A 21,693-nucleotide genomic window follows, 5' to 3' on the forward strand; every position below is an offset into this window, starting at 1 on the left:
ATTTTACTTCATTGAACGCGAGCCCTAGCATCGGGGTTCGTCGTTTCAGGTTCACCCGCATGACTGTCAACGTGCCACCCCCCCTCCGCGTCGTCGCGGTCTCCGGCGGGCTGCAGCGCCCCTCCAAGGCCGTCGCCCTGGCCGAGCACCTGCTGGCGCTGATCGCCGCTGCCGTGCCGTGCGAGCAACATCTGGTCGAACTCGGGGCGTTGGCGCCACAGTTCGCCGGTGCGGTCTGGCGCTCGCAGCTGCCGGCAACGGTGGAGCAGGAACTTGCGGCCGTGGAGCAGGCGGACGTGGTGGTGGTGACCACGCCGGTCTATCGCGGCTCCTACACCGGGCTGTTCAAGCACTTCTTCGACTTCATCCACCAGGATGCCTTGATCGACACCCCGGTGCTGTTGGCGGCAACCGGCGGCAGCGAGCGCCACGCGCTGGTGATCGACCACCAGTTGCGGCCACTTTTCAGCTTCTTCCAGGCGCGCACCTTGCCGCTGGGCGTTTACGCCACCGACCGCGACTTCCTGGACTACCGCGTGCATAACGAGGCCCTGGCCGAGCGGGCCAGGCTGGCGGTGCAGCGGGCATTGCCGCTGATCGCATTGACGCGGCAGGCAGGTGCCATTGCCGCAGAAAACGTGGCCGCGGCCTGAGGCCACCCGGCCACCGTTGCGCGGCGGGCCACCACACCCTTCGCCGGCTACAGGATCGGTTGGCAACTGTCCGCAGATCCAGAGTCCCGGCATCCATCCAGCAGGGATCCACCCCTGCGCCGAGACCTGCGCTCGTAATCAATTTCGGAAACAAGGCGTCAGCTTGCAATGACTCAGGAATTCACCTTCAGCATCAAACGTCAGCGGTTTGACGAGGACTACCGTCCCGCGGCCAACACGCGCAACACGACGAACTTTGCCAACCTGGCCAGGGGGCAGCGTCGGCAGGAAAACCTGCGCAATACGCTTGCGATGATCAACAACCGCTGCAACGACCTGGCGCATTGGGATAACCCCACCCGCGACCGCTACGCGGTGGAGCTGGACATCATCTCTGTCGAGATGAACATCGGCGAGAACGAAAGCGGCGATGCATTTCCGCTGATCGAGATATTGAAGCCCAGCATCCTCGACAAGACGAGCGGCGCGCGCATCGATGGCATTGCAGGGAACAATTTTTCCTCCTACGTGCGCGACTACGATTTCAGCGTGCTGCTGCCGGCGCACAATCAGGACGCGTCCGGCTTCAGTATCCCGAACGATTTCGGTAGCCTGCACGGAAAGCTGTTCAAGCACTTCGTGGACTCGGACGCCTATACGGCGCGTTTCGCCAAGCCGCCGGTCATCTGCATCAGCGTCTCCAGCAGCAGGGTCTATCACCGAACCGGCAACCGGCACCCCGTGCTCGGCATCGAATACCGGCAGGACGAGTTTTCCCTGACCGATCGCTACTTCGAGAAGATGGGCCTGCAGGTGCGCTATTTCATGCCTCCCAACAGCGTCGCTCCGTTGGCTTTTTACTTCTTCGGCGACCTGCTCAACGACTACACCAATCTGGAACTGATCGGCACCATCAGCACCATGGAGACGTTCCAGAAGATTTACCGCCCGGAAATCTACAACGCCAATTCCGCGGCGGGGGCCATCTACCAGCCGAGCCTGAAGCACCAGGATTATTCCTCTACCCAGATCGTCTACGACCGGGAAGAGCGCAGCCAGCTCGCGGTGACGCAGGGCAAATTCACCGAGGAGCACTTCATCAGGCCCTACGGCAAGATTCTCGCGCAGTGGGTTTCCCACCACGCTGTCTGATCAACAAGAACGCAAGACACCACTCATCATGAAAAAGCTGCTCCCTACCTCCACCGCCGGCAGCCTGCCCAAGCCGTCCTGGCTCGCGCAGCCGGAGAAACTCTGGTCTCCCTGGAAGCTACAGGACGAGGAACTGATCGAAGGCAAGCAGGATGCATTGCGCCTGTCGCTGCAGGAACAGCAGCACGCCGGCATCGACATCGTCAGCGACGGCGAGCAGACCCGCCAGCATTTCGTCACCACCTTCATCGAACACCTCAGCGGCGTCGATTTCGAAAAGCGCGAAACCGTCAGGATCCGCAATCGCTACGACGCCAGCGTCCCCACTGTCGTTGGCGCGGTGAGCCGTCCCAGGCCGGTGTTCGTGGACGATGCCAGGTTCCTGCGCCAGCAGACCCGCCAGCCGATCAAATGGGCGCTGCCTGGCCCGATGACGATGATCGACACCCTCTTCGACGCGCACTACAAAAGCCGAGAAAAGCTGGCGTGGGAATTTGCCGTCATCCTCAACCAGGAAGCCAGGGAGCTTGAAGCGGCCGGCGTGGACATCATCCAGTTCGACGAGCCGGCCTTCAATGTCTTCTTCGACGAGGTCAACGACTGGGGTGTTGCCACCCTCGAGCGTGCGGTCGAAGGACTCAAGTGCGAGACCGCCGTCCACATCTGCTACGGCTACGGCATCAAGGCCAATACCGACTGGAAGCAGACCCTGGGGTCGGAGTGGCGTCAGTACGAAGAGTCGTTTCCCAAGCTGCAGACATCCACGCTCGACATCATCTCGCTGGAGTGCCACAACTCGCATGTGCCGATCGACCTGATCGAACTGGTGCGCGGCAAGAAGGTGATGGTCGGGGCCATCGACGTGGCAAGCAATACGATCGAAACGCCGGAAGAAGTGGCTGCTACGCTGCGCAAGGCGCTGCGCTTCGTCGATGCCGACAAGCTCTACCCGTCCACCAACTGCGGGATGGCGCCTCTGGCCCGTGATGTTGCAAGAGGCAAGCTCAAGGCCCTCAGCGCAGGCGCAGACATCATTCGCGCAGAACTGGCAGCCCGCTAGCGCGCCGGTGCCGGCGCTGGGTCGGCGGCCGAAGCAACAGGGCCGCGGCTAGCGCCATCGTGCCGACGCACGTCGCCACCACGGCTAGCGACACAACCACCAACAAGCCCCCGTATGCGGGGGCTTGTTGGTCTTCCATCACGGTGCAGGGCTCAGTAATTGACCTGCAACTGCAGCCGCAGCAAGTCGCCTTCCACCACCGGATACGGCGCGGTGGTGACGTCGGTGCGCTTCATCTTCGAGTAGGCGAACACCAGTTCCAGCGCATCCATCGGCTGCCACTCGACGCCGGCTTCCACTTCGTCCAGGCGCATGCGCGGCGCATTGGTGTCGAACTTGGAGCCGCCGCGGTAGGTCTGCCACTTCAGGTACGGCAGCAAGGTGCCGTAGCTGCCATCGTGCTTGTACATCGCCTGCACGTAACCGCCGCTCAGCGAACGGGTGCGGATGCGCCGCTGTGCGACATCCAGCTCCGGGCCGCGGCCCACTGTCCACTCGGCCTGCAGGCCGAACGGCTGCGGGTAGTAGATGATGTGCGCGGCCACGCGTTGGTCGGTGTAGCCGTTCGGGTCGGTGATGGCCGGGGTGAAGCTGCGGCCACCGATGTTGACTGCCGCCGCGGTCGGCACGAAGCGGCCGCTGTAGGCATCGGCACCCACTTCCAGGTACTGGCCGTTGGCGAACTTGAACGGGTAGGTGGCGTGCACTACCGCATGCATGCTGTCGTTGCGCTCGGCGCGGTTGGCGCCCTGGCCGTTATACACGCCGGCGCCGATCACGCCGTAGTCGCCCGAGCCCTTCAAGCCCGACTTGACCAGGTCCTGGAAGCGGCCCTTGGCCACGGTGGGGCTGTAGTAGAACACCGCACCGATATCGCGTTCGTCGCGCAGGCCGGAGTTGAGCGCGTCGGCGCGGTCCAGGGTGAGACGGTTCTGGCTGGACTGCAGGTTCTCCCAGCCGTACGGCATCTTCGACTGGCCCACGCGCACGCGGTACTCGCGCTTCTTGTCGAAGTAGATGTCGGCATACGCATCGCGCAGCTGCGCGAAGTTGGAGGTGGTCGAACCGGTCGGCGTGCTCGCAAAGTCCGGCTGGAAGTACAGCGACACGTGCTCGTTGAGATCGCCGCTCAGCACCAGGCGCGCACGCCGGATGCCCAGGCTCTGGTCGTTGCCGATAAAGCGGTCGCCGGGTGCGCGCAGATCCTGCGCGTCGCCGCCGATGCCCTGGTTGTAGCGGATCTGCGTGTAGCCGCGCAGGCTCAGCTTGTCGTACCACTTCTTGCCGGCCTCGCCAGCCTTGGCCGGTGCCGCAGCCGGTACGGGTGCAGGTGCGGCCTGGGCGATGGCGGTGTCGGCAGGCACCGGCGCCGCAGGGGCGGGCGGCAGTGCCGGTGCGGCCGGCATCGCCGACGCCGGCAGCTTGCCGTTCTCGTCCACCTGCACGAACTTGCCCAGCTTGTCGCGGCCCGGGGCCGGCTCGGCGAAGATCTGCTTGGTCTTGCGGTCGACGTACAGCTCCAGCTCGGCGGCCAGCGTGCTGCCGCTGGCGGTCGCGCTGAGGGCGCACAGGACGGTGGCGAGATTGCGTTTTTTCATTGGTCCGGCTCGTGCAAGGGAAACGGGTCGGCGGCAGCGTCAGGCCGGCGCTGCCCGGCGGGCGGCGAACACGGCGCCGGCACGCCCACCAGGCGCCCGGTCGTCCTGACGGTGCGGCAATGCGTGCAGTTATATTTAGATTTGATGTCAGTTTGGTGACATCGGCGGCCCCGCACAGCGCAACGCTGTGTCAGCTGCGTGTCTGGCGCGTGTCAGTTGTGCGACGTGCAGAAGGCCGGCCCAGCGGCGCGCGGCGCGGGCACCAGGCGCCGATGTGACGCTTTGGTTGCTGCCGCTGGCCATCGGGCCTGCGGTGCCATGGGCAGATGGTGCCGCCAGGAGCAGCTGCCGACGCAAAGGCCGAAGCGCGTGCTGTGCACGGCCATGGCGTGCTGTCGTCGTCGCCAACGCGTGGGCAAAGGACGATGACTCAGAATCATGGCAAAGGCGGGGTCATCGCCCGCCTTTGCCGGATCACGCACCGCGTGGCGTAGCGCCAGGCCGGTGCGGCTGCACGGTGTCGCGCAACACCGTGCGAGGGCTCGGCTCAGCCGGCCGGCGTCGCCTGCAATGCCGCCGCCACCGCATCGCGCAGCGGGGTGGTCGGGCGGCCGATCAGCTGGCTCAGCGTGTGGCTGTCGTCGAACAGGCTGCCGCCGCGCGAGGAGGCCGAGCACTGCGCCAACACCTGTGCGAATGCAGCCGGCAGGCCGATCTGCACCAAGGCCGCCGCGTAGTCGGCTTCGGGCAGGTCGTGATAGGCCACCGGCTTGCCCGACTGCTGCGCCACCTCGGCGGCATACTCGGCCATCGTGAAGGCCGTATCGCCGGCCAGTTCGTAGACCTTGCCGGCCTGCGGCGTGTCGGCGGCCAGCACCGCTGCGGCGGCCTCGGCATAGTCGGCGCGCGTGGCCGCACTGATCCTGCCCTCGCCGGCGCTGCCGATCACCGCGCCATGCGCCACCTCGGCCGCGATCGAGCCGGTGTAGTTCTCGGTGTACCAGCCATTGCGCAGCAGCACGTGCGGCACGCCGCTCTCGCGCAGCAGCGCCTCGGTGGCCACATGCTCGGGTGCCAGCGCCAGCGTGCTGGTATCGGCATGCAGCACGCTCGTATAGGCCAGCAACTCCACGCCGGCACGCTTGGCGGCCTCGATCACGTTGCGGTGCTGCGGCACGCGTTCGCCCACCGCATTGGACGACACCAGCAGCACCCGGCCCACACCTGCGAAGGCCTGATCCAGGCTCTGCGGGTCCGCGTAGTCGGCGCGACGCACGGTGATGTCGCGTTTTGCGAACTGTGCGAGTGACGCAGTATCGCGGGCCGTTGCTACGATCCGAGCGGCCGGGACACGCGCCAGCAATGCGTCGACCACCAATGCGCCCAGCTGCCCGCTGGCGCCGGTGACGAGGATCAGGGGGGAGGTGTGTGTCATGGTGAACTCCAGTAGGTATTGATAAGAGGTGTGGTCTACTATCTAGACTCTTGGTCCGCGCACCTATTGTCAGGGCCGTTCGAACCTCCGCAAGGAGGCAGTTTTCCACCCCCTGGTTACCGTGAGATATCCCAGTGAACGCGATTGCTCTGTTTCCGCCGCCGCCGTCCCTGCAAGGTATGCCGTTCGACGCCACCAAGTGCCCGGTGCGCGACGTGCTCGACCAGATCGGCGACAAATGGACCATGCTGATCCTGCTGACGCTGATCCCCGGCCCCTCCCGCTTCAGCGCCATCCAGCGCGCCGTGCCGGACATCTCCAAGCGCATGCTGACCCAGACCCTGCGCAACCTCGAGCGCAATGGCATGATCACCCGCAAGGTCTACGCGACCAAGCCGCCCAGCGTGGAATATGCCTTGTCCAAGCTCGGCGTGGCGCTGCTCGGCCCGATCTCGCAGCTGCTCAACTGGGCAGGCGAGAACCACGCGGCCATCCGCTCTGCACGCGAACGCTTCGATCATGCCCAGCAGCCGGCGGTTGCGCTGGATGCCGACGAAGCGCTGGCGTAAGCGCCGGTTTGCAGTATCGGCAAGCGAGCTGACGGCGCTGACTTCCGGGTGGGCGCCTCGACGCGTTGGAGGATCGCCTAAGCGCTTGCACCAGGCGCAGCGGTGGATGGATTTCCGCGTCTGCCAGATGTGCGTTGTTGAGGCATCGATACTCGGGCCCGGAAGCGTAGGCGGCTCAGTGGCGGACTCGCCATGCATCGCCGCTGTCGAGGGCACGCCCTGGCACCTGGACCCGAATCCAGAGTGACGACATCACAGCCACCACGGCCTGCCATGCATGCAGCAGCCCCACCGTCGATCTGTGAACGCGTGCTCACAAAATCCCGCGCCGGATAAACGACTGCCAGCACAGCCACGCCACGCACGCCCGCAAACCCTTGCGGCGTAACGGGCCTGGCGCGTGCTATCGCTGCCATCGCTAATTTCAATCGCAAGCCGGCTCAAGCGTCTGCACCGGCACCCGATAAGGGGCTCACCTTACCTCGCGAATCCGCTGCGCCATGCCCGTCTTCGGCACCCTGTCCGCCTCAACGCGACGCACCCTGGGCGCTGCCCTGCTCGCGCTGTGGTGCGGCTGGATCGCCGTGGCCTGGACCACGCCACGTGCGCAAGCCACCGACGTCGCCAGTGCATGGGCGCAGGTCCAGGCCAGCCTGCCGGCCGCGCAGCGGGCGCCGATGCTGATCGGCGTCGCAGGTGCCTGCGCCTGCACCGACCCGGCCGCCGATCGCGCCTGGGCCGTGCTCAGCAGCGCGGTACGTTCGCGTGGCGGCCAGGTGCGCATGCTCGACACCCCCGCGCTGCGTGGCAGCGGCTATGCCGTGTGGCTGCTCGGTGCCGACGGCCAACCGCGCTACGCCGGCCCCGCAGACGGCGGCGCCGTGTGCGGCACCGCCGGCACGGCGGATTGGTCGCGCTGGTTACCCGATGTCCTGGCGCGCACCCCGGGTGCCGCGCTGGTGTCCCCTTGTCCCTGTGCCGTGGAGTCGCTGTCATGATGGAACTGTCCGCATCGGCGCCGCCGACCTCCACCTACGCCACCCGCCTGGCGATCAAGGCCGACCGGCTGTTTCTATGGCTGGCCGTGCTGCAGAGCGTCGGCTCGCTGGGCCTGGCCTGGTACCAGGGCCAATGGACCACGTTTCTGGCGGTCACGCTGCCCAGCCTGTTGCTGATGGCCTGGCAAGTGCAGGCCAACCCCGGCACGCGCCTGACCCGCATCACCAACGCGCTGGTGCTGATGGCCCTGGTCGCGGCCACCATCCAGCAGGCGCATGGCCTGGTGGAAATGCACTTTGGCGTGTTCGTGATCCTGGCGCTGCTGCTGTACTACCGCGACTGGCTGCCGGTGGTGGTCGCCGCAGGCGCCATCGCCGTGCATCACCTGGCGTTCTACTGGCTGCAATCGCGCGGCATGCCGGTGCAGGCGTTCACCGTCGGCAGCGGCTTCGGCATCGTGGTGCTGCATGCCGGCTACGTGATCGTCGAAACCGCCTTCGTCTGCGTGATGGCCATCCAGCTGCGCCGCCAGGTCGATGCCCTCGACCACGAGGCCGAAGCGCTGGCCGAACTGGCCGACACCCTGGCCACCGGCGCCACCTTGCCGCCGGCCATCCTGCAGCAGCCCTTCCGCAGCGGCTCGCTGGCGCAGGCGCTGGTGCGCATGAGCGTGCAGGTGGAAGAGCGCATCGCCCAACAGCAGCAACTGCTGCTGGAAAATCGCCGTATCCGCCTGGCGCTGGATGCATCGGCAATGGCGGTGGCCATCGTCGACGGGCAGGGCGCTGCCATCTATCGCAATCAATCGTTCCAGCAACTGAGCACGCAGGTCGATGCGCATGTGCTGCACACCGCACTTGCCGATGCGGTGCAGCTGGGGCATGACGCAGGCAGCAGCAAAACGCGCGCGCTGGCGGCGTTGCAACTGCAGGAAAACATCACCCCGGTCCGCGATGACGACGGCGCCTCGCTGGGCGTGGTGGTGGAGTGGCAGGACCGCACCCAGGACCTGGCGCTGGAAGAGCAACTGGCCACGGTCATTGCCCAGGCTGCGCGTGGCGAGCTCGGTGCCCGTCTGCAGGGAAATGCTAGGAGCGGCACGCTCGGCCAGCTGGCCGAGGGCGTCAACCAGTTCCTGGCCATCACCGACGACAGCCTGCAGGACATGCGTCGCATGCTGGCGGCGATGTCGCGTGGCGATCTGACCCAGCGTATCGACCGCCACTGCGAAGGCGTGTTCGAGCAGATGAAGCGCGACGCCAATGCCACCGCCGACGAGCTGGCGCGCATCATCACGCAGATCCGCAGCTCCAGCACCGCGATCAATCACGCCGCTGGCCACATCCTGACCCGCAACGATGCCTTGGAGCAGCAGGTGCAGCGCCAGTCGGCCACCCTGGGCCGCACCGCCACCCAGATGCAGGCCGTGCTCGGCACCATGCAGGAGCACACCGCGCAGGCGGCCGACGCCGACAAGCTCACCGCCGCCGCTTCCGAGGCCGCACGCAGCGGCGGTGACACCATGCACCAGGCGATGGGCACCATGCAGCAGATGGAACAGGCCTCGCGCCGCATCCAGGACATCGTCTCGGTCATCGACGGCATCGCCTTCCAGACCAATATCCTGGCCCTGAATGCCGCCGTCGAAGCCGCACGCGCCGGCGAAGAAGGCCGCGGCTTCGCCGTGGTTGCGGGCGAGGTGCGCGCGCTGGCATTGCGCTCGTCCACCGCCGCCAGCCATATCAAGACGCTGATCGGCGAATCGGTCACGCATATGCAGGCCGGCGTGCAGCAGGTGCGCCACGCCGGCGAAGGCATGCAGCACATCGTCGCCACCATCGGCCAGGTCAGCAGCACGCTCAGCAGGATCGCCGTCGCCTCGCAACAGGAAGCCGGCAGCATCGCGCAGGTGCATCACACCCTCGCCGGCGTAGACGCCGACATGCGCGACGGCGTCACCCGCATGCAGGACGCCAGCGCCGCCGCACGCGCCATGGGCGACCATGCCGCGCAGCTGGAAGATGCAGTGAGTGCGTTTGTGGCCGATGAGCGCGATGGCAGCGCTGAGGCAGTGCAGAGGCTGCGCGTTGCCTGATTTACATCAGCGTATCTGCTGTCCAGCGGCAGTTGCCAGCGCCTGCTTCAGGCGGCGCTGCAGGCAGATGCTGTGGTGCTGACGCCTGCCGATTACTTGCGCAGCTCCCGCAGCTTGCCAGTGAACCAGGATTGGCTGGATACCGGCGCAGCGCCACCGCAGCGCACTTGGTACGGCGTACCAGACATGCTGCTCTTGGTGGCAGCAAGCTCGATGAAGGATTCGGTAGACGTCACCAGCCCCTTCTTCTGCAAGTAGTCGTACTTGCGCTGCAAGTGTTCACTGGCTTTGGGCGCCGCGTACCACGACCCATTGCGCGAAAATTCGCAGTTGGATTGCGCAAGAACCTTGAAAAGCTGATCGACCTCACGCGTGGTGGCGGGCGAAACCCCTTGGGCCGAAAGCGATGCACAGGCACCGAGCAGGAACACTACAAGACACGATTTAACGTTCATCGACCCATGGTAGCGCATGCCAGCGCCTTGCCGACCGGCATTGAGGAGCGGTACCAAAACAGCTGCGAATCCGCTGCCATGGCTGCATGTCACACCGGTTACCAGGCGGTATCAACGTCGTCTGCGGCAGCACAGCGCAGTCGGCCGAGCGACATGCGCGTGTCACCTCATGCCGGCGTCAGATGGCACCACGCCGACGCGCCCAGGCAATGCCGAACACGGAGCCAAGCGACAGCCCCAGGCCGAGGCCTTGCGGCAGGTTGCCCATTGCTGCCCCGAGGGCAGCCCCCACGGCTGCAAAGATGCCAATGCTGATGCCGACCAATTTGGAATAGAGCTTGGTATCTGCTGGTTTCAACATGAGCATTCCTTCGTTGATAGTTGAAGCGATCCACCTGACGATTACATTGCGCAGGCGGGAACTGACGCGCACCACGCGTACCGATTCTAATGTCTTGGGCTCGCGTTGCAACTCCGGAACTCCGCGCTGCGTAGCGGAAGCGTGACATCACGCCAACAAACAAGGCTCATTTTCAGCACATGAGACGGCAATGCACGCTTGCTCAAGCGCATTCGGACTCGTTATAAAAGCGTTGCTTTGCGAGCTCGGACAGACCAGCGGCAACGCAGCAATGGAGTCATCAGGAAGAGTGCTCAACATCGGGCGGCGCGTATCGCAGCAGCGTTGAGCCCTCGAAGCAATTCCCGTAGTACTCGCTCGCCCTCAGCCCCGGATTCGCCTCAAAATCGATGTAAGGCTCGGAACAATGCGGGCAGCGAAAAGGATTGAGGTAGGCGTAGCGGGACCCATCCGGTGCCAACGGTAATGCGTCTTCCAGCACAGCAAGCGCTTCGGCATCCGGCTCGGACAGCGCTGCAGGGCTGCCAGGCAGATGGCTATCGACGGTGATGGTGTACTTGCCGGACCCCGAGTAGAAGTATCCCGCGTTGCTAAAACCCGCGTGATAGGAGCGGATCAGGAACGAACGCTTGCAGTGGTCGCACTCACAGGAAAGCACCACATTGCCACTGGTGACGATTCCATTGAAGTGCAGCCCCCTGGCAAACAACCCCTTGCCTGCAAGTGTGGCACTTCTGACGCTGGCGCCCGGCAGAAAGAACGGCTGAAACCTGATCCCGGATGCTTGGCCATTCGCAAACGCATCTGGATCGAGCTGCTCGGTCTGCGAAATGACACAGTCTGCCTGGCACCCGAGGTTGGGATGCACGCGAACGGAAAAGTGGAACCACCCCGTCGCAGCACCAAGTTCATGCCGATGCACCTCTCCCGCCGAGTCGGCAAACTCCAGGACGCTATTGGCCTTCAACCATGCGGAAGGCTTGAGCTCACACGGGACATCGCTCTCGGTAACGCGGCACAACTCTCGCCCATCGGCGCGAACGATCAATAACGGAGCGGCTTTCTTTTTGAAGATGGAGAACATGCTTTCCTTGGCGGTGTGCTTGAGTAGTAGATCGGATCGCTGGGCGATTGGACAAATTTTAAGGCTTTAGCTCCGCTCGCGGCGAGTCAGGGACCATCCCCATGAAAGGAACAAGCAGACGCCAAAGAGCGTAAACAAAAAGGTGGCAAGCCCGGCCCAAGAGATGCCGAATAGCCAAAAGCCAGCATGGCATGCGACTGGGTCTCTTGCGATGGAGGCGGACGTGGCGCAGGGCGAGAGCGTCCTGGTGTGATGCCACCAGGTGAACGTCACGGACACAATGAGGAACACGAGTAGCGCACCGAATAGCCGAAGCGCGCGATATCCAACTGACGTCTTTGTTGATTTCGGATGCGCGCGCATGGGCAGGGCGGCCTAACGCTTGAATGAAGTGTTGGGCCCTACCACCCCTGAGCTTGGGCAAATGACTCAAGGTGTCGCTGAAGTTTGGCAGCTAGCTCGGGTGACGTGTAGAACGCAAGGTCAGGAGCATCCACGTCATCCTTGAACGCAACGATCACCAAGCGCTCGTGCTTGCCATTCAAGTTGACCGAGAACTCCCAGTTTCCGCTTGTCTCAACCGGCAACACATCGATTGCATTTGTGAGTGCGTCGGGGTCGAGGTTGGTACTGAGGGAGCTAGACAACTCATGCAGGAATGGCCCAACTCCGTCTTGATCGAAGTTCATGGAAGCCTCGGACAGGCCAGAGACGTCAACCGTCGGAGTGGATGCCGAGCAGGCTACGCCTGATGCGAAGAGGAGAAAAGCAACAGCTGCAACGATCTTTCTCATAGGGGCTAATACCTAGGTTGAGTCGACCGGCGAAGCGGCTTCGGCTCGAATGAATTGTCAGGCCGCATGCTGATACGTCACGGCGGCAAATCCAATGATTGCTGCAAGGAAGAGCATGACAATCCATCCTGATCTCTGATGGAACGGCACTGGGTTGCACCCAATCTGCGCTTCCGCCGCCGAAGCGTTAACTATCCAGCCGTGGGAGCAAACGGGGCAAATGAGCTGGTACTGCTTGGAGATAACCCATCCGAAAAGATGGTAGAAGTGTCCGTACGTGTACTTGAGACGCAGTGTAAAGACTTGCTCTTGCTCGCACCTCTGGCAGTGCTCATGCTCTGCCAGGTCGAAGGTCAGCACACGCTCGCCCCATCCCCAAAGAATCATCTGTCTCTCTCGAAATATCCTTAGCGGTCCAGCAACTGGATTAAACAGAACCGCGAGCTGGATCCGGCTTGAACGACTTGCCAAGCGTCGCCACTAGTCACTGCTCCCGGCACAGCCAGAGTCCCCCGCATCGCAACTGGAAAAACCAATGTCCTGACCACCCGATGCGCCACCATCGGATGACAGATAGAACGGGTCACTTGTACCGGACGACGTGGAGCCAGCTGACTGAGAAGAAGCAAATGCCGCACAAACCACCGCGCCAATGACTGGAATAAGCCAGATGAGGGCAACTTGCAATGCGCGTTGTGATGGCGACAGCACCGAAACGCGAAGCACGGCAACCGATGCGACGATATTGCCAAGCGCAAGTACCACACCCAATAGAAGCATCAACTTCATCCAAACCTCCAAGTCGCCTGACTATTACCGGGGTTGCCTGTGTGGCGTAAAAACGATCCTCGCCGAGTCGTCCATTGCCGTCAATCGCTGCAAGCCTTTGCAACAAACGCTTGTTATGCCAGCGCGGCTGCCCATGACCATGTGCTATGCCATAGTCAAGTTGATCCAACGTGAGATGCAGGACGACGGCTTGGTGCTCCACTTTTGTCCTCCTGCGCGAGAAGCAGTGAGCGCGCAAGGTGTGATGCTAAACGCGTTGCGCTTGATGCGGGCGTTGGTCTGCATGCTGCGCGACGCATCTGCTTAGTTCTTGGGTGCCACGCTGACGACCAGCTCGCCATTGCGCATGCGTATGTTGAGTTTGCTGCCGATAGTGAAGCCGAGTTGTTCCAGCCAGCGGCCGCGTAGGCGTAGCGTGGGGATGCGTTGGTGGCTGTCGGGGTAGTAGCCGTAGCCGACGGTGCAGTGTTGCGGGGCACGCGGGTGGCCGAGGCGGCGCGGCTTGCCGGGATCGGGGCGGGGCTCTGGGATAGGGGTGCGCTCCAAGTAGCGCCGCGGCGTGATCGAGGGGTCGAGCGAGTGCCAGCCGATCTCGGTGGGCGGTGGCACCGTGGCGCGCTTGCGCGCTGAGGTGGGGCGGGACGTGGATCGACGCATGGCAAGCCCTCCTTGACGAACAGGCCCCGCCGCCGGGTGGCGACGGGATGTCGGGAGGTTAGAAACCGCGAACAGTCGGCGGGCGTATTTCCCCGGAGGGTGTTGTATTAGCCGCCCTCCCGACGCAGGCATCGCGTCGGTTGCCCCCGCAAGAAGCTGCAGGCACAAAAAACCCACCGGTTTGACGGAGGTGGGTACCGCTGTTCGAGGAGTTTCTACGCTCCTTGAGGAAGAGATTGCTGCGTGTTTGTTGGGATGTCAACTGCCTCAACAAGCAGGGAGCCGATCAGCGTCCAACGAAGCCGTTGCCCATACCGATGAGGCATCTGGAAAATAAGCCTGACCCCTTATTCTCAATTGCTAGCAGCTACCGGCGCCATGCGTAATACATACACTTGTTTGCCTGCTGCTCGCAGAAGAACGCCCACGTGGTATCGGAGTCTCGATACTGCCATTGAGTGTGTCCGGTATCGGCGTAGTCTCCTACGATTTCCGACCAGCTGCCGATTCTCGATGATGTGGGAAGTCCGGGCTGAAGATTTGAGTAGAAAGCGAAGCTTTCTCCGCTCTTGAAGCTGAACTCACCGACAGATGTATTGCTGTCCAAGTCGTTGGATGTGCGGATGTCAGTTGTACTGGGCGGAAGTATGTCGGGAAGCCAACCGCGACCGAACAGTTGATCGGATCTTGCATCGGCCAGGGTGGGGTAGTTGCTCGTCACAGTGTCTGATAGATGGTCGCAACCTCCAGCCAAGAGGCAGGAAATCAACAGTACTGGCATCTTTTTCATGCGGCTAACGCCTGAGTGAAGCCGAGCCGCGAAGCGGCTTCGGCTCAGGTGAATTGTTAGCCCTATCTTATCGGAAGGTGTCAGCTTTGAGCTTCTGGGATGACGGGTCCGATCGCTTGCGAGCGAGTTCATTCTTGAGGGGCACCAACACATCCTCCGGGAACACGGCGCCGGGCATGTTTGAGTCGTCTATCCACGCGTTGGCAAATGCCTCTTTGTCCTGTCGAAAATATGGTGCAAAGGCGCCGATCTTCTTGTTCGCGATCTCTGCAGAGAGAATGGCGATGGCAGCATTGCGTTGTAGCTGATGCACCTCAGACTCCAGGCGAAGAACGCGGTATCCGAGAAAGGCGCACAAGACAGCCATAGCGATGAGCAAGCATTTGAATACCATAAAATCTCCAGCTAGGTCTAACGCCTGAGTTAAGCCGACTCACGTAGCGGTTTCGGCTTGGGTGAGTTGCTGTGGCTCAGCGTTGCTAGAACGTAGCCTGCTAGTGCGTACAACATAGAACGCAAGATACCCCACGGCTCGAGTAACTCACCGACATGCGCACCCAGTGCCAAAGACAGAGCCATGTCCGTCAGCTGTACTAGCAAGAATGCAGCAACTACCTGCCAGGCCCTACGAGTCGGGGCACCAGTGGCAAGGCGCCAATAGCAGACGACTGCAATAAGCCCAGTTGCAACACGCCTGAAAAGGCGGGCTCTCTCTACTAGTTGGTCAATCGTCGCCGGTTCGATCTGCGAGTGAGCCACCCAGACTCCGCTAAGAACACCGACACCACTGGTCAAGATCATGAGTAGAGCAGACCAGCCGACGACGCGCTTCCAGTTCACAGCACTCTCCTCCTGAGTTCCAACGCCAGAATCAAGCCGATTCGCGAAGCGGATTCGGCTTGAATGAATTGCTAGGCGTCAGCTTACCGCCGATTGGCACGACTAGCCTCCTGAAAAAGCGCAGCCAGGCCCGAGCTGGACATCTTGCTGAGCCTGTCATACGCGGGTTTGGTGGCGGATTCGGTCCCAGTACCTTCGCCGAGCAACTCAATGCCACCGTTACCATTCGGCGTGAGGATAAAGACGAACGGAGCAGCGGGATTAGGCGCGCGGGCAGCGACCACTACGGAATGCCCGTCAGCGCAGCCATATATCAGCCACTCATTGCCTCCGAACTGCTTCAAGGCGGGTCCAATGTTGCATTGAAGCGCGGGTTGCTCAGTGGCAGGCACAGTCGACGAGCTAGCAGCGAGAAGTGCGATGAGTAGAGTTGCGATCATGTCTGCTTTGCTGCCTAACACCTGGTTGAGCCGACCCGCGAAGCGGGTACGGCTTAAATGACTTGTTAGGCCCCGGACCTGCGCGTCACCAACCAGCCAACTATAGAGCTCGCAAGCCCGCCCCAAACCACTCCGATTGGAAACTGCACGCCGATGAGGTATGCAATGCCAGCACCGATCCCCGAGCCCGCTAAAGCAAACCATGCTACTTTGCGCTTTCGGGCGAGATAAGCGGTTTCCGCTATACGCTTTTGGCGAATCTGCTCCTGAGTACGCAGATCCGGCCCCAAAATGGCCTTCGCGATTGCGTCGGCTTGTGTCCTTTCCCTCTTGCGATGACTCCTGACAGCGGCGAACGCCTGAGTTAAGCAACGCCGCCAAGCGGCGACGGCTTGAATGGATTATCAGCCCTGCGCCCGTGCACCTTTGGCCTGCACGAACCGACCGATCACATAGACGACAGCGCCGCAAAGCAGCACCACGCCACCGATGTTGCGGACAATAGCTTGGAGATCTCTATCCGGAAGAAAGAACGAGGTAAAAGCTATCACTCCTAGGGCGAACAAGACCAGCGATCTGCCAATCTTTAAGTAGGGGTTGGAACGGCAAAATCGGGAGTCGCTCATGATCTTTGCCTCAAATGTCAGTTGCGAAAAAGCAGACCTAACGCCTGAGTTAAGCCGAACCGTATAGCGGTTTCGGCTTGAATGGATGGTTAGGCCGCAAGCCGGCGTAGCCTGCCCCACGACTGGCGAAGCCCCACAAGGTGCACTAGACCAATGGCGAGACAGGTCGCCGAGCTCACGACCCAGAACGTGAGGCTGTTGCCAGGGAAGTAGGCCATGACCGGGACAAACGCCACACCGCGAACGATGTAAATACCTGTGATCGCCGTAAGGACTGTTCGACGTAGCAGAAACGGCCGGAATACTCCTGCGGCCGAGAGTGCGTACGCACTCCAAATGGCCAAGATGGTGGCGATTGCTAGCGTGACCACTGTGGGGTACCAGCTGCCTTCGGCGTGACGTTGCGCCATCTGCTCTCCGGCGCCCAAGAGGCGGAAGAGCGGTGCGCCCACTACCAAGCATGCAAGATGTGCCAGTGCTGCAACGCCACTCAGTGCGCCGCCGACGATGAGAAGCTTGTTGGTTGGGCCTTCCACGCGATCTCCCTTGCGGACTAACGCTTGAATTAAGCCGCGTCGCGAAGCGGCATCGGTTTGAATGAATTGTTAGACCGCACGCTGCTTAAGGACGGTTGGTTCAGTGGGCGAAGCTTGCCAAAGCTGTAGGCGGTAGTGATCTTGGCCATCAAGCCCGTCCTCCGACAGCGTGCAAAGGCCGGAAGAAGAAAGACGGACTCTGTACTCGCCAGGCGCCAAGTCAAAGCGTGCCGCATCAGGCAAGTAGTCCGTGCAGCCAGCCACAACGAGCGGGCCTTTTGTGATCGCGAGTGAACCCTCGACAACATGATCGAATTCCATGAAGTCAGCAGACGGCGCCGAATCCAGGAACTCAAGCGTAACTGGTACGCACATGTTGCGCGCAGTGCCGATCCCGACCACGCCCATTGAGACAGCGAACATGCGTTGAATGGCTATTGGACTCCACGCATCCGACAGGTCGCCGCTCGCTCCCTCGTCCTGGAGATAGAATTGGAAGTAGTCAGCAAATAGTTCGAGAGTGTGTGATTGCATCAGTGCGGCCTAAAGCTGGAATTAATCGGCGGCGGAGCCGTCCGCGTGGATGAGTGGTTAGGACTTACGCCGCATGCCAAAGCGTGCCCGATAAGCGTATGCCGCACCTGGAAAACCGATAAACAAGAGATACAAGCAAGCGTTTAGAACTGATGGCTGACTGCGCGCACCAAGCCAAGTTGGGGCCTTAGAAAGCTGGACCACAAGGTACCAGATGCCAAGACCGAAGATGGTGCAGCCAATGAGGCTGCCAATGAATTGCCTGACTCGGCCTTGAGTAAAGCAGGCAAGGGCGAGTAGCAAGCAAAAAGCGGCAAACAAGTGGAAATAAATCGCCTTGTCGGTAGGCGGCGCAACAACGACCATGACGGCGCAAAACAGCATGGCAAAGACGCCAAGGAGCAGTCTCGCACCAAGGCTGAGGCCGTGATTGATGGTCCTTTCAGCTTCCTGATGCATGGCTGTAATCCTTTTTGCCCCTAACGCCTGAATTTAGCCGGCCCGCGAAGCCAGTTCGGCTTGAATGAATTGTTAGGCCACACGCCACCGCCCCGTGAGCGCACCAATGCCATCGCCAATGAGCCCGTAAATTGCGCCCGAGACTACGACGAACGTCGCAGTGTAGAGCCAAACCGACAGGGTAAGAGTGCCTGCGGCAAGGCGGCCTGGACCAATGGCCCAAGAGACGGCCCAGCCAAGCGTTGCATCAGTGATGCCCATAGCTAAACCGAGCAAAACTGCAGCCCAGAACCCAAACTTACGAGCAGCGAAGAATGCAAATGCGATGTAGAGAATAGCGGATCCGAACGCTGCGTAAGTGTAAGGAAAGCCAAGCACCAGAGACGCGAGAGATGCGACCGCATCAAACACGACCACCGCCAAACACGATAATGCGAAGAATTTGAGAGATTGCAACAGAGCCCCCTGTACGGCCTAACGCCTGAATGAAGCCGACCCGCGAGGCGGATTCGGCTTGATGAATTGTTAGGCGCTACCGCTGTGTAACCAGTTACAGATCCAAGAAGTCGAAAAGCGAGAAGTCTAGGTCTGGAAAATCCAGCCAGGACATATCCCAATTGAACCAGCCGCCCGAACCGTTTGTGGCAACTGCCCGCAGCATGTCTGACTTCATTGCCGCGTAATTGAAAACCTCAGCGATCCCAGAATGCAGGCGGTCAAATTCCTCGTGCGAGTTGAACATCGCGTGTGACCAACAGGCCACATCAATGTCAACCTTCCGGCGCCGGTTCGACTCTCGGACCTGTTCGACGGTATAGAACTTTCGCTTCCCATAGTGCCGGACGAGATCTTCGCCCACTGCCTGTGCCTGCGCCTTTTTGTCCTTCGGGCTAATAGCGCATGGGGCCGGTTGCGCTATTGTATTCATACGCACTCCTTTGATCTGTCTGTAGCGCCTAACGCCTGAATTAAGCTGGCCCGCGAAGCGGCTTAGGCTTGAATGAATTGTTAGGCGGTATTCTAAGCAGCTCGGCACGCCACTCCACCAACTTGTCAGCTGCCAGCGACGCTCGCGACTCTGTGCCAGAAAGCCCCATGCGTTCGCCAGCTACGTTTACGAGATATTGCGCAATTGATGATGCGTCCGTGCCATCCCAGAGCAGCGAGAAGACGTGGTCAGCATACCCATCGTACTCATCTCGTGCGCCGACAGATCCAGCGATGCCAATGGGATCCCAGATGTAATGGAGAACCTCACTGACAATGCGATGCATGGCTTTTTGTTCAGAACCGAGTGGTTGTCCCATAGCAGCCTAACGCCTGAATTGAGCCAGCTCGCGAAGCGGCTTCGGCTTGAATGAATAGTACTTTTCCGTTCAAGGCCATACAGGTAGAAAAAAAAGCCAGGGCCGGCGCAAGTGCTGCTCCCAGAACGGCCGTTATAACGGCGACAAACGTTCTAATCAATTCTAACACCTGAGTTAAGCCGCGCCGCGAAGCGGCGTCGGCTTGGACGAATTGTTAGGGGCAGGCAGCGGTGCATAACTACTCACTCCGATGTAGCGATCAAACGGCTCGCGCTCGGCTGCAGGAAGGCGGCTTCGTTGAATGCGAAGCGAGTAGCCACCTTGCATAACGCCCGAGCTGACCAAAGCCCAATCCGCTACTTCTGATTCCGGCACGAACTTCCTTGTGCCGGGAGAGAGGTCAGTGAACTCAGGCGGCGCCTCGAAGACTGACGCGTTGAATCCAGAAGGCGTAGCGGAATCCACGGTTAGCCAAAGCCACATCACGCCACTTGCCGGGTCAGAGATGCGTGTTTTTACCATTGACGAGACGTCAGTCGGCGTCCCATCGGCTAGGAGCTGACGAAAGTGGCCTAGCGAGCCGTTAGCTGCTCGGGCGGCGTCCGCAAGCTCCCCGTTGGGCATCGCCATAAACAGAGGTTCGTCTTGTGGTTGCTCAAATTTGCTGGTGGCATCGGCTTGGCCAATGCCCAGCACGCCGCGTACGAACCCAAGGATCTTGCCCACGTTGCTCACTCCCGCTGCCCCTAACGCTTGAATTAAGTCTACCCACGAAGCGGGTTCGGCTTGAATGAATTGTTAGACGCATGCCTCATATCTTGCCCTCGATGCGCGCCTGAGTGATTACCTGTTGATCTGCTCGAAGCTGCTCCCGACTAACATCATCCGCAGCAAGTGAACCTTGGTACTTGCCAGCAAATTGAGCAACTCGACGCTGAAGCTTATGAACCGTGACAAGTCGCGCCTCGAGCTCTGCTTGAGAGAATGCTGAGCAATCAATAGCCAAAACGGACGCGCCCTCAATGAGCGAGCTGGCATCTGCCAAGTCTGCATCCCATTGAGCAAGCCAATGCTTTGTAGCGCCAGAATTATAGGCGCCTTGAGCGGCAGCGAGCCGCGTCCGTGAGGTCTTTGCGCTCTCCAGCAGGGGAGCCAGACCGTGGATATCCGAATGCAACGTGATTTCGGCGCGACGGAGCTCTAGGCGAAGATCAAGGGATTTGAGCTGGCCAGTGCGTCGAAATGCCAGGAAAGCGAGAACAGCCCCAGCGATGCCAGTGACGGCGCCGATGATGCCCGCAATTGCTCCGGTGTAAGTAAGCCAACTTTGCTCTGACATTGCTTGGTCTCGCCAGAAAGATTGTTTAGCGCCTAACGCCTGAGTTAAGCCGCGTCGCTAAGCGGCGTCGGCTTGGATAAATTGTTAGAGCCCACTTAGCAGAACACGATTGCAGCTCCGGAGAACACAGACGCCTCTGCTGCCCCAATGAGGCGGAGGCACGTAAACGACTCAATACCGTATTGCTTCCACTTTAGTCCGGGCTGCTGCTGCAGATCGGCAGCCTCCCAAACTTCCTCACTTTCAGGATCTATTTCTGGCGGAAGTTACAGCCATGCCGCTAGGCGGCGACATTCTTCTAGAAGCCTCGGGGACGAGCCGAGCATGCCTCCGGGCAAATCGACCTCCTCACTTGGGAATATGACCGACTCGAAATCTTGGGGTGCGTAAAAGCCTTCGGCATCGCTGTGAAGTACGAGATGCTCAAAGCCCGGGGCCAAGAGATCGTAGTACTCGGCAAGCACGGGGTCTGCAGCCGGATCGTCGTCTGCCGGCCCGGGTACATCGAGCCCTTGGCCGATGTACGCAGCCAGCCTCCGCAGGTAGTGGAGCCCTGAATAGCCCCACATCTGGCAGGAGAAGAACGGCTCGTCCTCAGAGCTTGGCGGCTCCGCGTGACCGGACAAGCCCGCCTCCGTTAAGGCTCGCGCCACGGGAGCGTACATTTCTTGGTCCTCCATGCCTCCGACCGAAATACTCAGACCCATGTCATCTCCATGTGGGCTCTAACGCCTGGATTAAGTCTACCTGCGAAGCGGGTTCGGCTGGAATGAATTGTTAGGTGGGCTAGCGTGCGACCGCATCTCGCCACTCCAGGAGTTTATCGGCCGCGAGGTCAGCACGGGTCTCCGTTCCCGGAAGTCCCATGTGTTGGTCAGCAATCTGCACAAGATGCCTTGTGATTGCGGAGTTGTCGGCGCCATGCCACAACAGGCTGCAAATGTGATCAACGTAGCCGTCGTACTCATTACGGGCTTGCGGAACGCCTGCTACTCCGATTGGATCCCAGATGTAGTGCAGCACCTCACCAACTGCTTGGCGTAATGCTCTTTGTTCGGATCCGAGTTGGTCTGTCATAGCCCGCCTAACGCCTGAATTAAGCCGAACCCGCAACGGGGCAG

Annotated in this window: 23 protein-coding genes and 1 pseudogene; 6 read left to right on the forward strand and 18 right to left on the reverse strand. The window is 61.1% G+C overall.

What is annotated here, in order from left to right:
• Positions 1–59: 59 nt before the first annotated feature.
• The 3 genes from msuE to ABQ137_RS02100 all read left to right on the forward strand — a co-directional run bounded on the left by msuE (position 60) and on the right by ABQ137_RS02100 (position 2,865).
• Entirely contained in the window at positions 60–653 is a 594-nt protein-coding gene (gene msuE / locus ABQ137_RS02090; protein WP_184515562.1) for an FMN reductase, read from the forward strand.
• 168 nt (positions 654–821) lie between these two features.
• A complete protein-coding gene (locus ABQ137_RS02095) occupies positions 822–1,805 on the forward strand; it encodes a DUF1852 domain-containing protein (RefSeq protein WP_016904546.1) in 984 nt (327 codons plus the stop codon).
• Positions 1,806–1,833: 28 nt separating this feature from the next.
• Positions 1,834–2,865 (forward strand): methionine synthase, encoded by a 1,032-nt coding sequence (locus ABQ137_RS02100; protein ID WP_039513239.1) that lies wholly within the window; start codon positions 1,834–1,836, stop codon positions 2,863–2,865.
• 152 nt (positions 2,866–3,017) lie between these two features.
• On the opposite strand, the gene ABQ137_RS02105 is transcribed toward ABQ137_RS02100, so the two are convergent.
• Both ABQ137_RS02105 and ABQ137_RS02110 read right to left on the reverse strand, forming a co-directional pair.
• Positions 3,018–4,463, reverse strand: a complete 1,446-nt coding sequence (locus tag ABQ137_RS02105; RefSeq protein WP_047127880.1) for an OprO/OprP family phosphate-selective porin — start codon at positions 4,461–4,463, stop codon at positions 3,018–3,020.
• Between the two features lie 547 nt (positions 4,464–5,010).
• Entirely contained in the window at positions 5,011–5,898 is an 888-nt protein-coding gene (locus ABQ137_RS02110) for an SDR family oxidoreductase (RefSeq protein WP_184515566.1), read from the reverse strand.
• A gap of 134 nt (positions 5,899–6,032) precedes the next feature.
• On the opposite strand from ABQ137_RS02110, the gene ABQ137_RS02115 reads away from it, so the two are divergent.
• From ABQ137_RS02115 to ABQ137_RS02125, 3 genes are all read left to right on the forward strand, one after another.
• On the forward strand, positions 6,033–6,467 hold the full coding sequence (locus ABQ137_RS02115; RefSeq protein ID WP_046345376.1) for a winged helix-turn-helix transcriptional regulator: 435 nt from the start codon (positions 6,033–6,035) through the stop codon (positions 6,465–6,467).
• A gap of 500 nt (positions 6,468–6,967) precedes the next feature.
• Positions 6,968–7,465, forward strand: coding sequence for a hypothetical protein (locus ABQ137_RS02120; protein WP_126965415.1), 498 nt, complete (start codon positions 6,968–6,970; stop codon positions 7,463–7,465).
• Positions 7,462–9,561 carry a methyl-accepting chemotaxis protein gene (locus ABQ137_RS02125; protein WP_260400399.1) on the forward strand — a complete coding sequence of 700 codons (2,100 nt, stop codon included), beginning with the start codon at positions 7,462–7,464 and terminating at the stop codon, positions 9,559–9,561. The genes ABQ137_RS02120 and ABQ137_RS02125 overlap by 4 nt, the downstream gene beginning before the upstream one ends.
• Before the next feature lie 92 nt (positions 9,562–9,653).
• Here ABQ137_RS02125 and ABQ137_RS02130 read toward each other — a convergent pair whose 3' ends face one another.
• The 16 genes and pseudogenes from ABQ137_RS02130 to ABQ137_RS02205 form a co-directional block, all read right to left on the reverse strand.
• Positions 9,654–10,016: a YfeK family protein gene (locus tag ABQ137_RS02130; protein WP_104593745.1), complete on the reverse strand. Its 363-nt coding sequence runs from the start codon at positions 10,014–10,016 to the stop codon at positions 9,654–9,656.
• 178 nt (positions 10,017–10,194) lie between these two features.
• Positions 10,195–10,488 (reverse strand): glycine zipper domain-containing protein, encoded by a 294-nt coding sequence (locus ABQ137_RS02135; RefSeq protein WP_245229724.1) that lies wholly within the window; start codon positions 10,486–10,488, stop codon positions 10,195–10,197.
• Positions 10,489–10,657: 169 nt separating this feature from the next.
• Positions 10,658–11,461 (reverse strand): hypothetical protein, encoded by an 804-nt coding sequence (locus ABQ137_RS02140; protein WP_349781049.1) that lies wholly within the window; start codon positions 11,459–11,461, stop codon positions 10,658–10,660.
• Positions 11,462–11,862: 401 nt separating this feature from the next.
• Entirely contained in the window at positions 11,863–12,255 is a 393-nt protein-coding gene (locus tag ABQ137_RS02145; protein WP_349781050.1) for a hypothetical protein, read from the reverse strand.
• Positions 12,256–12,735: 480 nt separating this feature from the next.
• Positions 12,736–13,044, reverse strand: a complete 309-nt coding sequence (locus ABQ137_RS02150) for a hypothetical protein (protein WP_184515578.1) — start codon at positions 13,042–13,044, stop codon at positions 12,736–12,738.
• A gap of 303 nt (positions 13,045–13,347) precedes the next feature.
• A complete protein-coding gene (locus tag ABQ137_RS02155; RefSeq protein WP_349781051.1) occupies positions 13,348–13,701 on the reverse strand; it encodes a SymE family type I addiction module toxin in 354 nt (117 codons plus the stop codon).
• Positions 13,702–14,068: 367 nt separating this feature from the next.
• A complete protein-coding gene (locus ABQ137_RS02160; protein ID WP_102255464.1) occupies positions 14,069–14,491 on the reverse strand; it encodes a YbbD-related protein in 423 nt (140 codons plus the stop codon).
• A 67-nt stretch (positions 14,492–14,558) separates the two neighbouring features.
• Complete coding sequence (locus ABQ137_RS02165; protein WP_146095868.1) at positions 14,559–14,885, reverse strand: hypothetical protein; 327 nt, start codon at positions 14,883–14,885, stop codon at positions 14,559–14,561.
• Between the two features lie 1,290 nt (positions 14,886–16,175).
• Positions 16,176–16,397 (reverse strand): hypothetical protein, encoded by a 222-nt coding sequence (locus ABQ137_RS02170; RefSeq protein WP_184515585.1) that lies wholly within the window; start codon positions 16,395–16,397, stop codon positions 16,176–16,178.
• A 605-nt stretch (positions 16,398–17,002) separates the two neighbouring features.
• The gene (locus tag ABQ137_RS02175) at positions 17,003–17,467 is read right to left on the reverse strand and encodes a hypothetical protein (RefSeq protein ID WP_046345385.1); all 465 of its coding nucleotides are present in this window, start codon (positions 17,465–17,467) and stop codon (positions 17,003–17,005) included.
• Between the two features lie 57 nt (positions 17,468–17,524).
• Positions 17,525–17,926 carry a hypothetical protein gene (locus tag ABQ137_RS02180; protein WP_184515588.1) on the reverse strand — a complete coding sequence of 134 codons (402 nt, stop codon included), beginning with the start codon at positions 17,924–17,926 and terminating at the stop codon, positions 17,525–17,527.
• Positions 17,927–17,998: 72 nt separating this feature from the next.
• Positions 17,999–18,382 (reverse strand): hypothetical protein, encoded by a 384-nt coding sequence (locus ABQ137_RS02185; protein ID WP_046345387.1) that lies wholly within the window; start codon positions 18,380–18,382, stop codon positions 17,999–18,001.
• Between the two features lie 94 nt (positions 18,383–18,476).
• Entirely contained in the window at positions 18,477–18,854 is a 378-nt protein-coding gene (locus ABQ137_RS02190; protein WP_184515592.1) for a DUF6559 family protein, read from the reverse strand.
• A gap of 553 nt (positions 18,855–19,407) precedes the next feature.
• Positions 19,408–19,959 carry a DUF2314 domain-containing protein gene (locus ABQ137_RS02195; RefSeq protein WP_184515599.1) on the reverse strand — a complete coding sequence of 184 codons (552 nt, stop codon included), beginning with the start codon at positions 19,957–19,959 and terminating at the stop codon, positions 19,408–19,410.
• Between the two features lie 85 nt (positions 19,960–20,044).
• Positions 20,045–20,572, reverse strand: coding sequence for a hypothetical protein (locus ABQ137_RS02200; RefSeq protein WP_184515602.1), 528 nt, complete (start codon positions 20,570–20,572; stop codon positions 20,045–20,047).
• A gap of 95 nt (positions 20,573–20,667) precedes the next feature.
• Positions 20,668–21,279 (reverse strand): annotated as a pseudogene (locus tag ABQ137_RS02205) (putative DNA-mimic protein).
• Positions 21,280–21,693: the final 414 nt, after the last annotated feature.

Origin of the sequence: Xanthomonas sp. WHRI 8393 (assembly GCF_040203315.1) — a bacterium.
GTDB classification, from domain to species: Bacteria; Pseudomonadota; Gammaproteobacteria; order Xanthomonadales; family Xanthomonadaceae; genus Xanthomonas; species Xanthomonas arboricola.

Coding starts and splice junctions, on each gene's coding strand:
- msuE (WP_184515562.1), top strand. CDS start 60: ATGACTGTCAACGTGCCACCCCCCCTCCGCGTCGTCGCGGTCTCCGGC.
- ABQ137_RS02095 (WP_016904546.1), top strand. CDS start 822: ATGACTCAGGAATTCACCTTCAGCATCAAACGTCAGCGGTTTGACGAG.
- ABQ137_RS02100 (WP_039513239.1), top strand. CDS start 1,834: ATGAAAAAGCTGCTCCCTACCTCCACCGCCGGCAGCCTGCCCAAGCCG.
- ABQ137_RS02105 (WP_047127880.1), bottom strand. CDS start 4,463: ATGAAAAAACGCAATCTCGCCACCGTCCTGTGCGCCCTCAGCGCGACC.
- ABQ137_RS02110 (WP_184515566.1), bottom strand. CDS start 5,898: ATGACACACACCTCCCCCCTGATCCTCGTCACCGGCGCCAGCGGGCAG.
- ABQ137_RS02120 (WP_126965415.1), top strand. CDS start 6,968: ATGCCCGTCTTCGGCACCCTGTCCGCCTCAACGCGACGCACCCTGGGC.
- ABQ137_RS02125 (WP_260400399.1), top strand. CDS start 7,462: ATGATGGAACTGTCCGCATCGGCGCCGCCGACCTCCACCTACGCCACC.
- ABQ137_RS02130 (WP_104593745.1), bottom strand. CDS start 10,016: ATGAACGTTAAATCGTGTCTTGTAGTGTTCCTGCTCGGTGCCTGTGCA.
- ABQ137_RS02140 (WP_349781049.1), bottom strand. CDS start 11,461: ATGTTCTCCATCTTCAAAAAGAAAGCCGCTCCGTTATTGATCGTTCGC.
- ABQ137_RS02145 (WP_349781050.1), bottom strand. CDS start 12,255: ATGAGAAAGATCGTTGCAGCTGTTGCTTTTCTCCTCTTCGCATCAGGC.
- ABQ137_RS02150 (WP_184515578.1), bottom strand. CDS start 13,044: ATGAAGTTGATGCTTCTATTGGGTGTGGTACTTGCGCTTGGCAATATC.
- ABQ137_RS02155 (WP_349781051.1), bottom strand. CDS start 13,701: ATGCGTCGATCCACGTCCCGCCCCACCTCAGCGCGCAAGCGCGCCACG.
- ABQ137_RS02160 (WP_102255464.1), bottom strand. CDS start 14,491: ATGAAAAAGATGCCAGTACTGTTGATTTCCTGCCTCTTGGCTGGAGGT.
- ABQ137_RS02165 (WP_146095868.1), bottom strand. CDS start 14,885: ATGGTATTCAAATGCTTGCTCATCGCTATGGCTGTCTTGTGCGCCTTT.
- ABQ137_RS02170 (WP_184515585.1), bottom strand. CDS start 16,397: ATGAGCGACTCCCGATTTTGCCGTTCCAACCCCTACTTAAAGATTGGC.
- ABQ137_RS02175 (WP_046345385.1), bottom strand. CDS start 17,467: ATGCAATCACACACTCTCGAACTATTTGCTGACTACTTCCAATTCTAT.
- ABQ137_RS02180 (WP_184515588.1), bottom strand. CDS start 17,926: ATGCATCAGGAAGCTGAAAGGACCATCAATCACGGCCTCAGCCTTGGT.
- ABQ137_RS02190 (WP_184515592.1), bottom strand. CDS start 18,854: ATGAATACAATAGCGCAACCGGCCCCATGCGCTATTAGCCCGAAGGAC.
- ABQ137_RS02200 (WP_184515602.1), bottom strand. CDS start 20,572: ATGTCAGAGCAAAGTTGGCTTACTTACACCGGAGCAATTGCGGGCATC.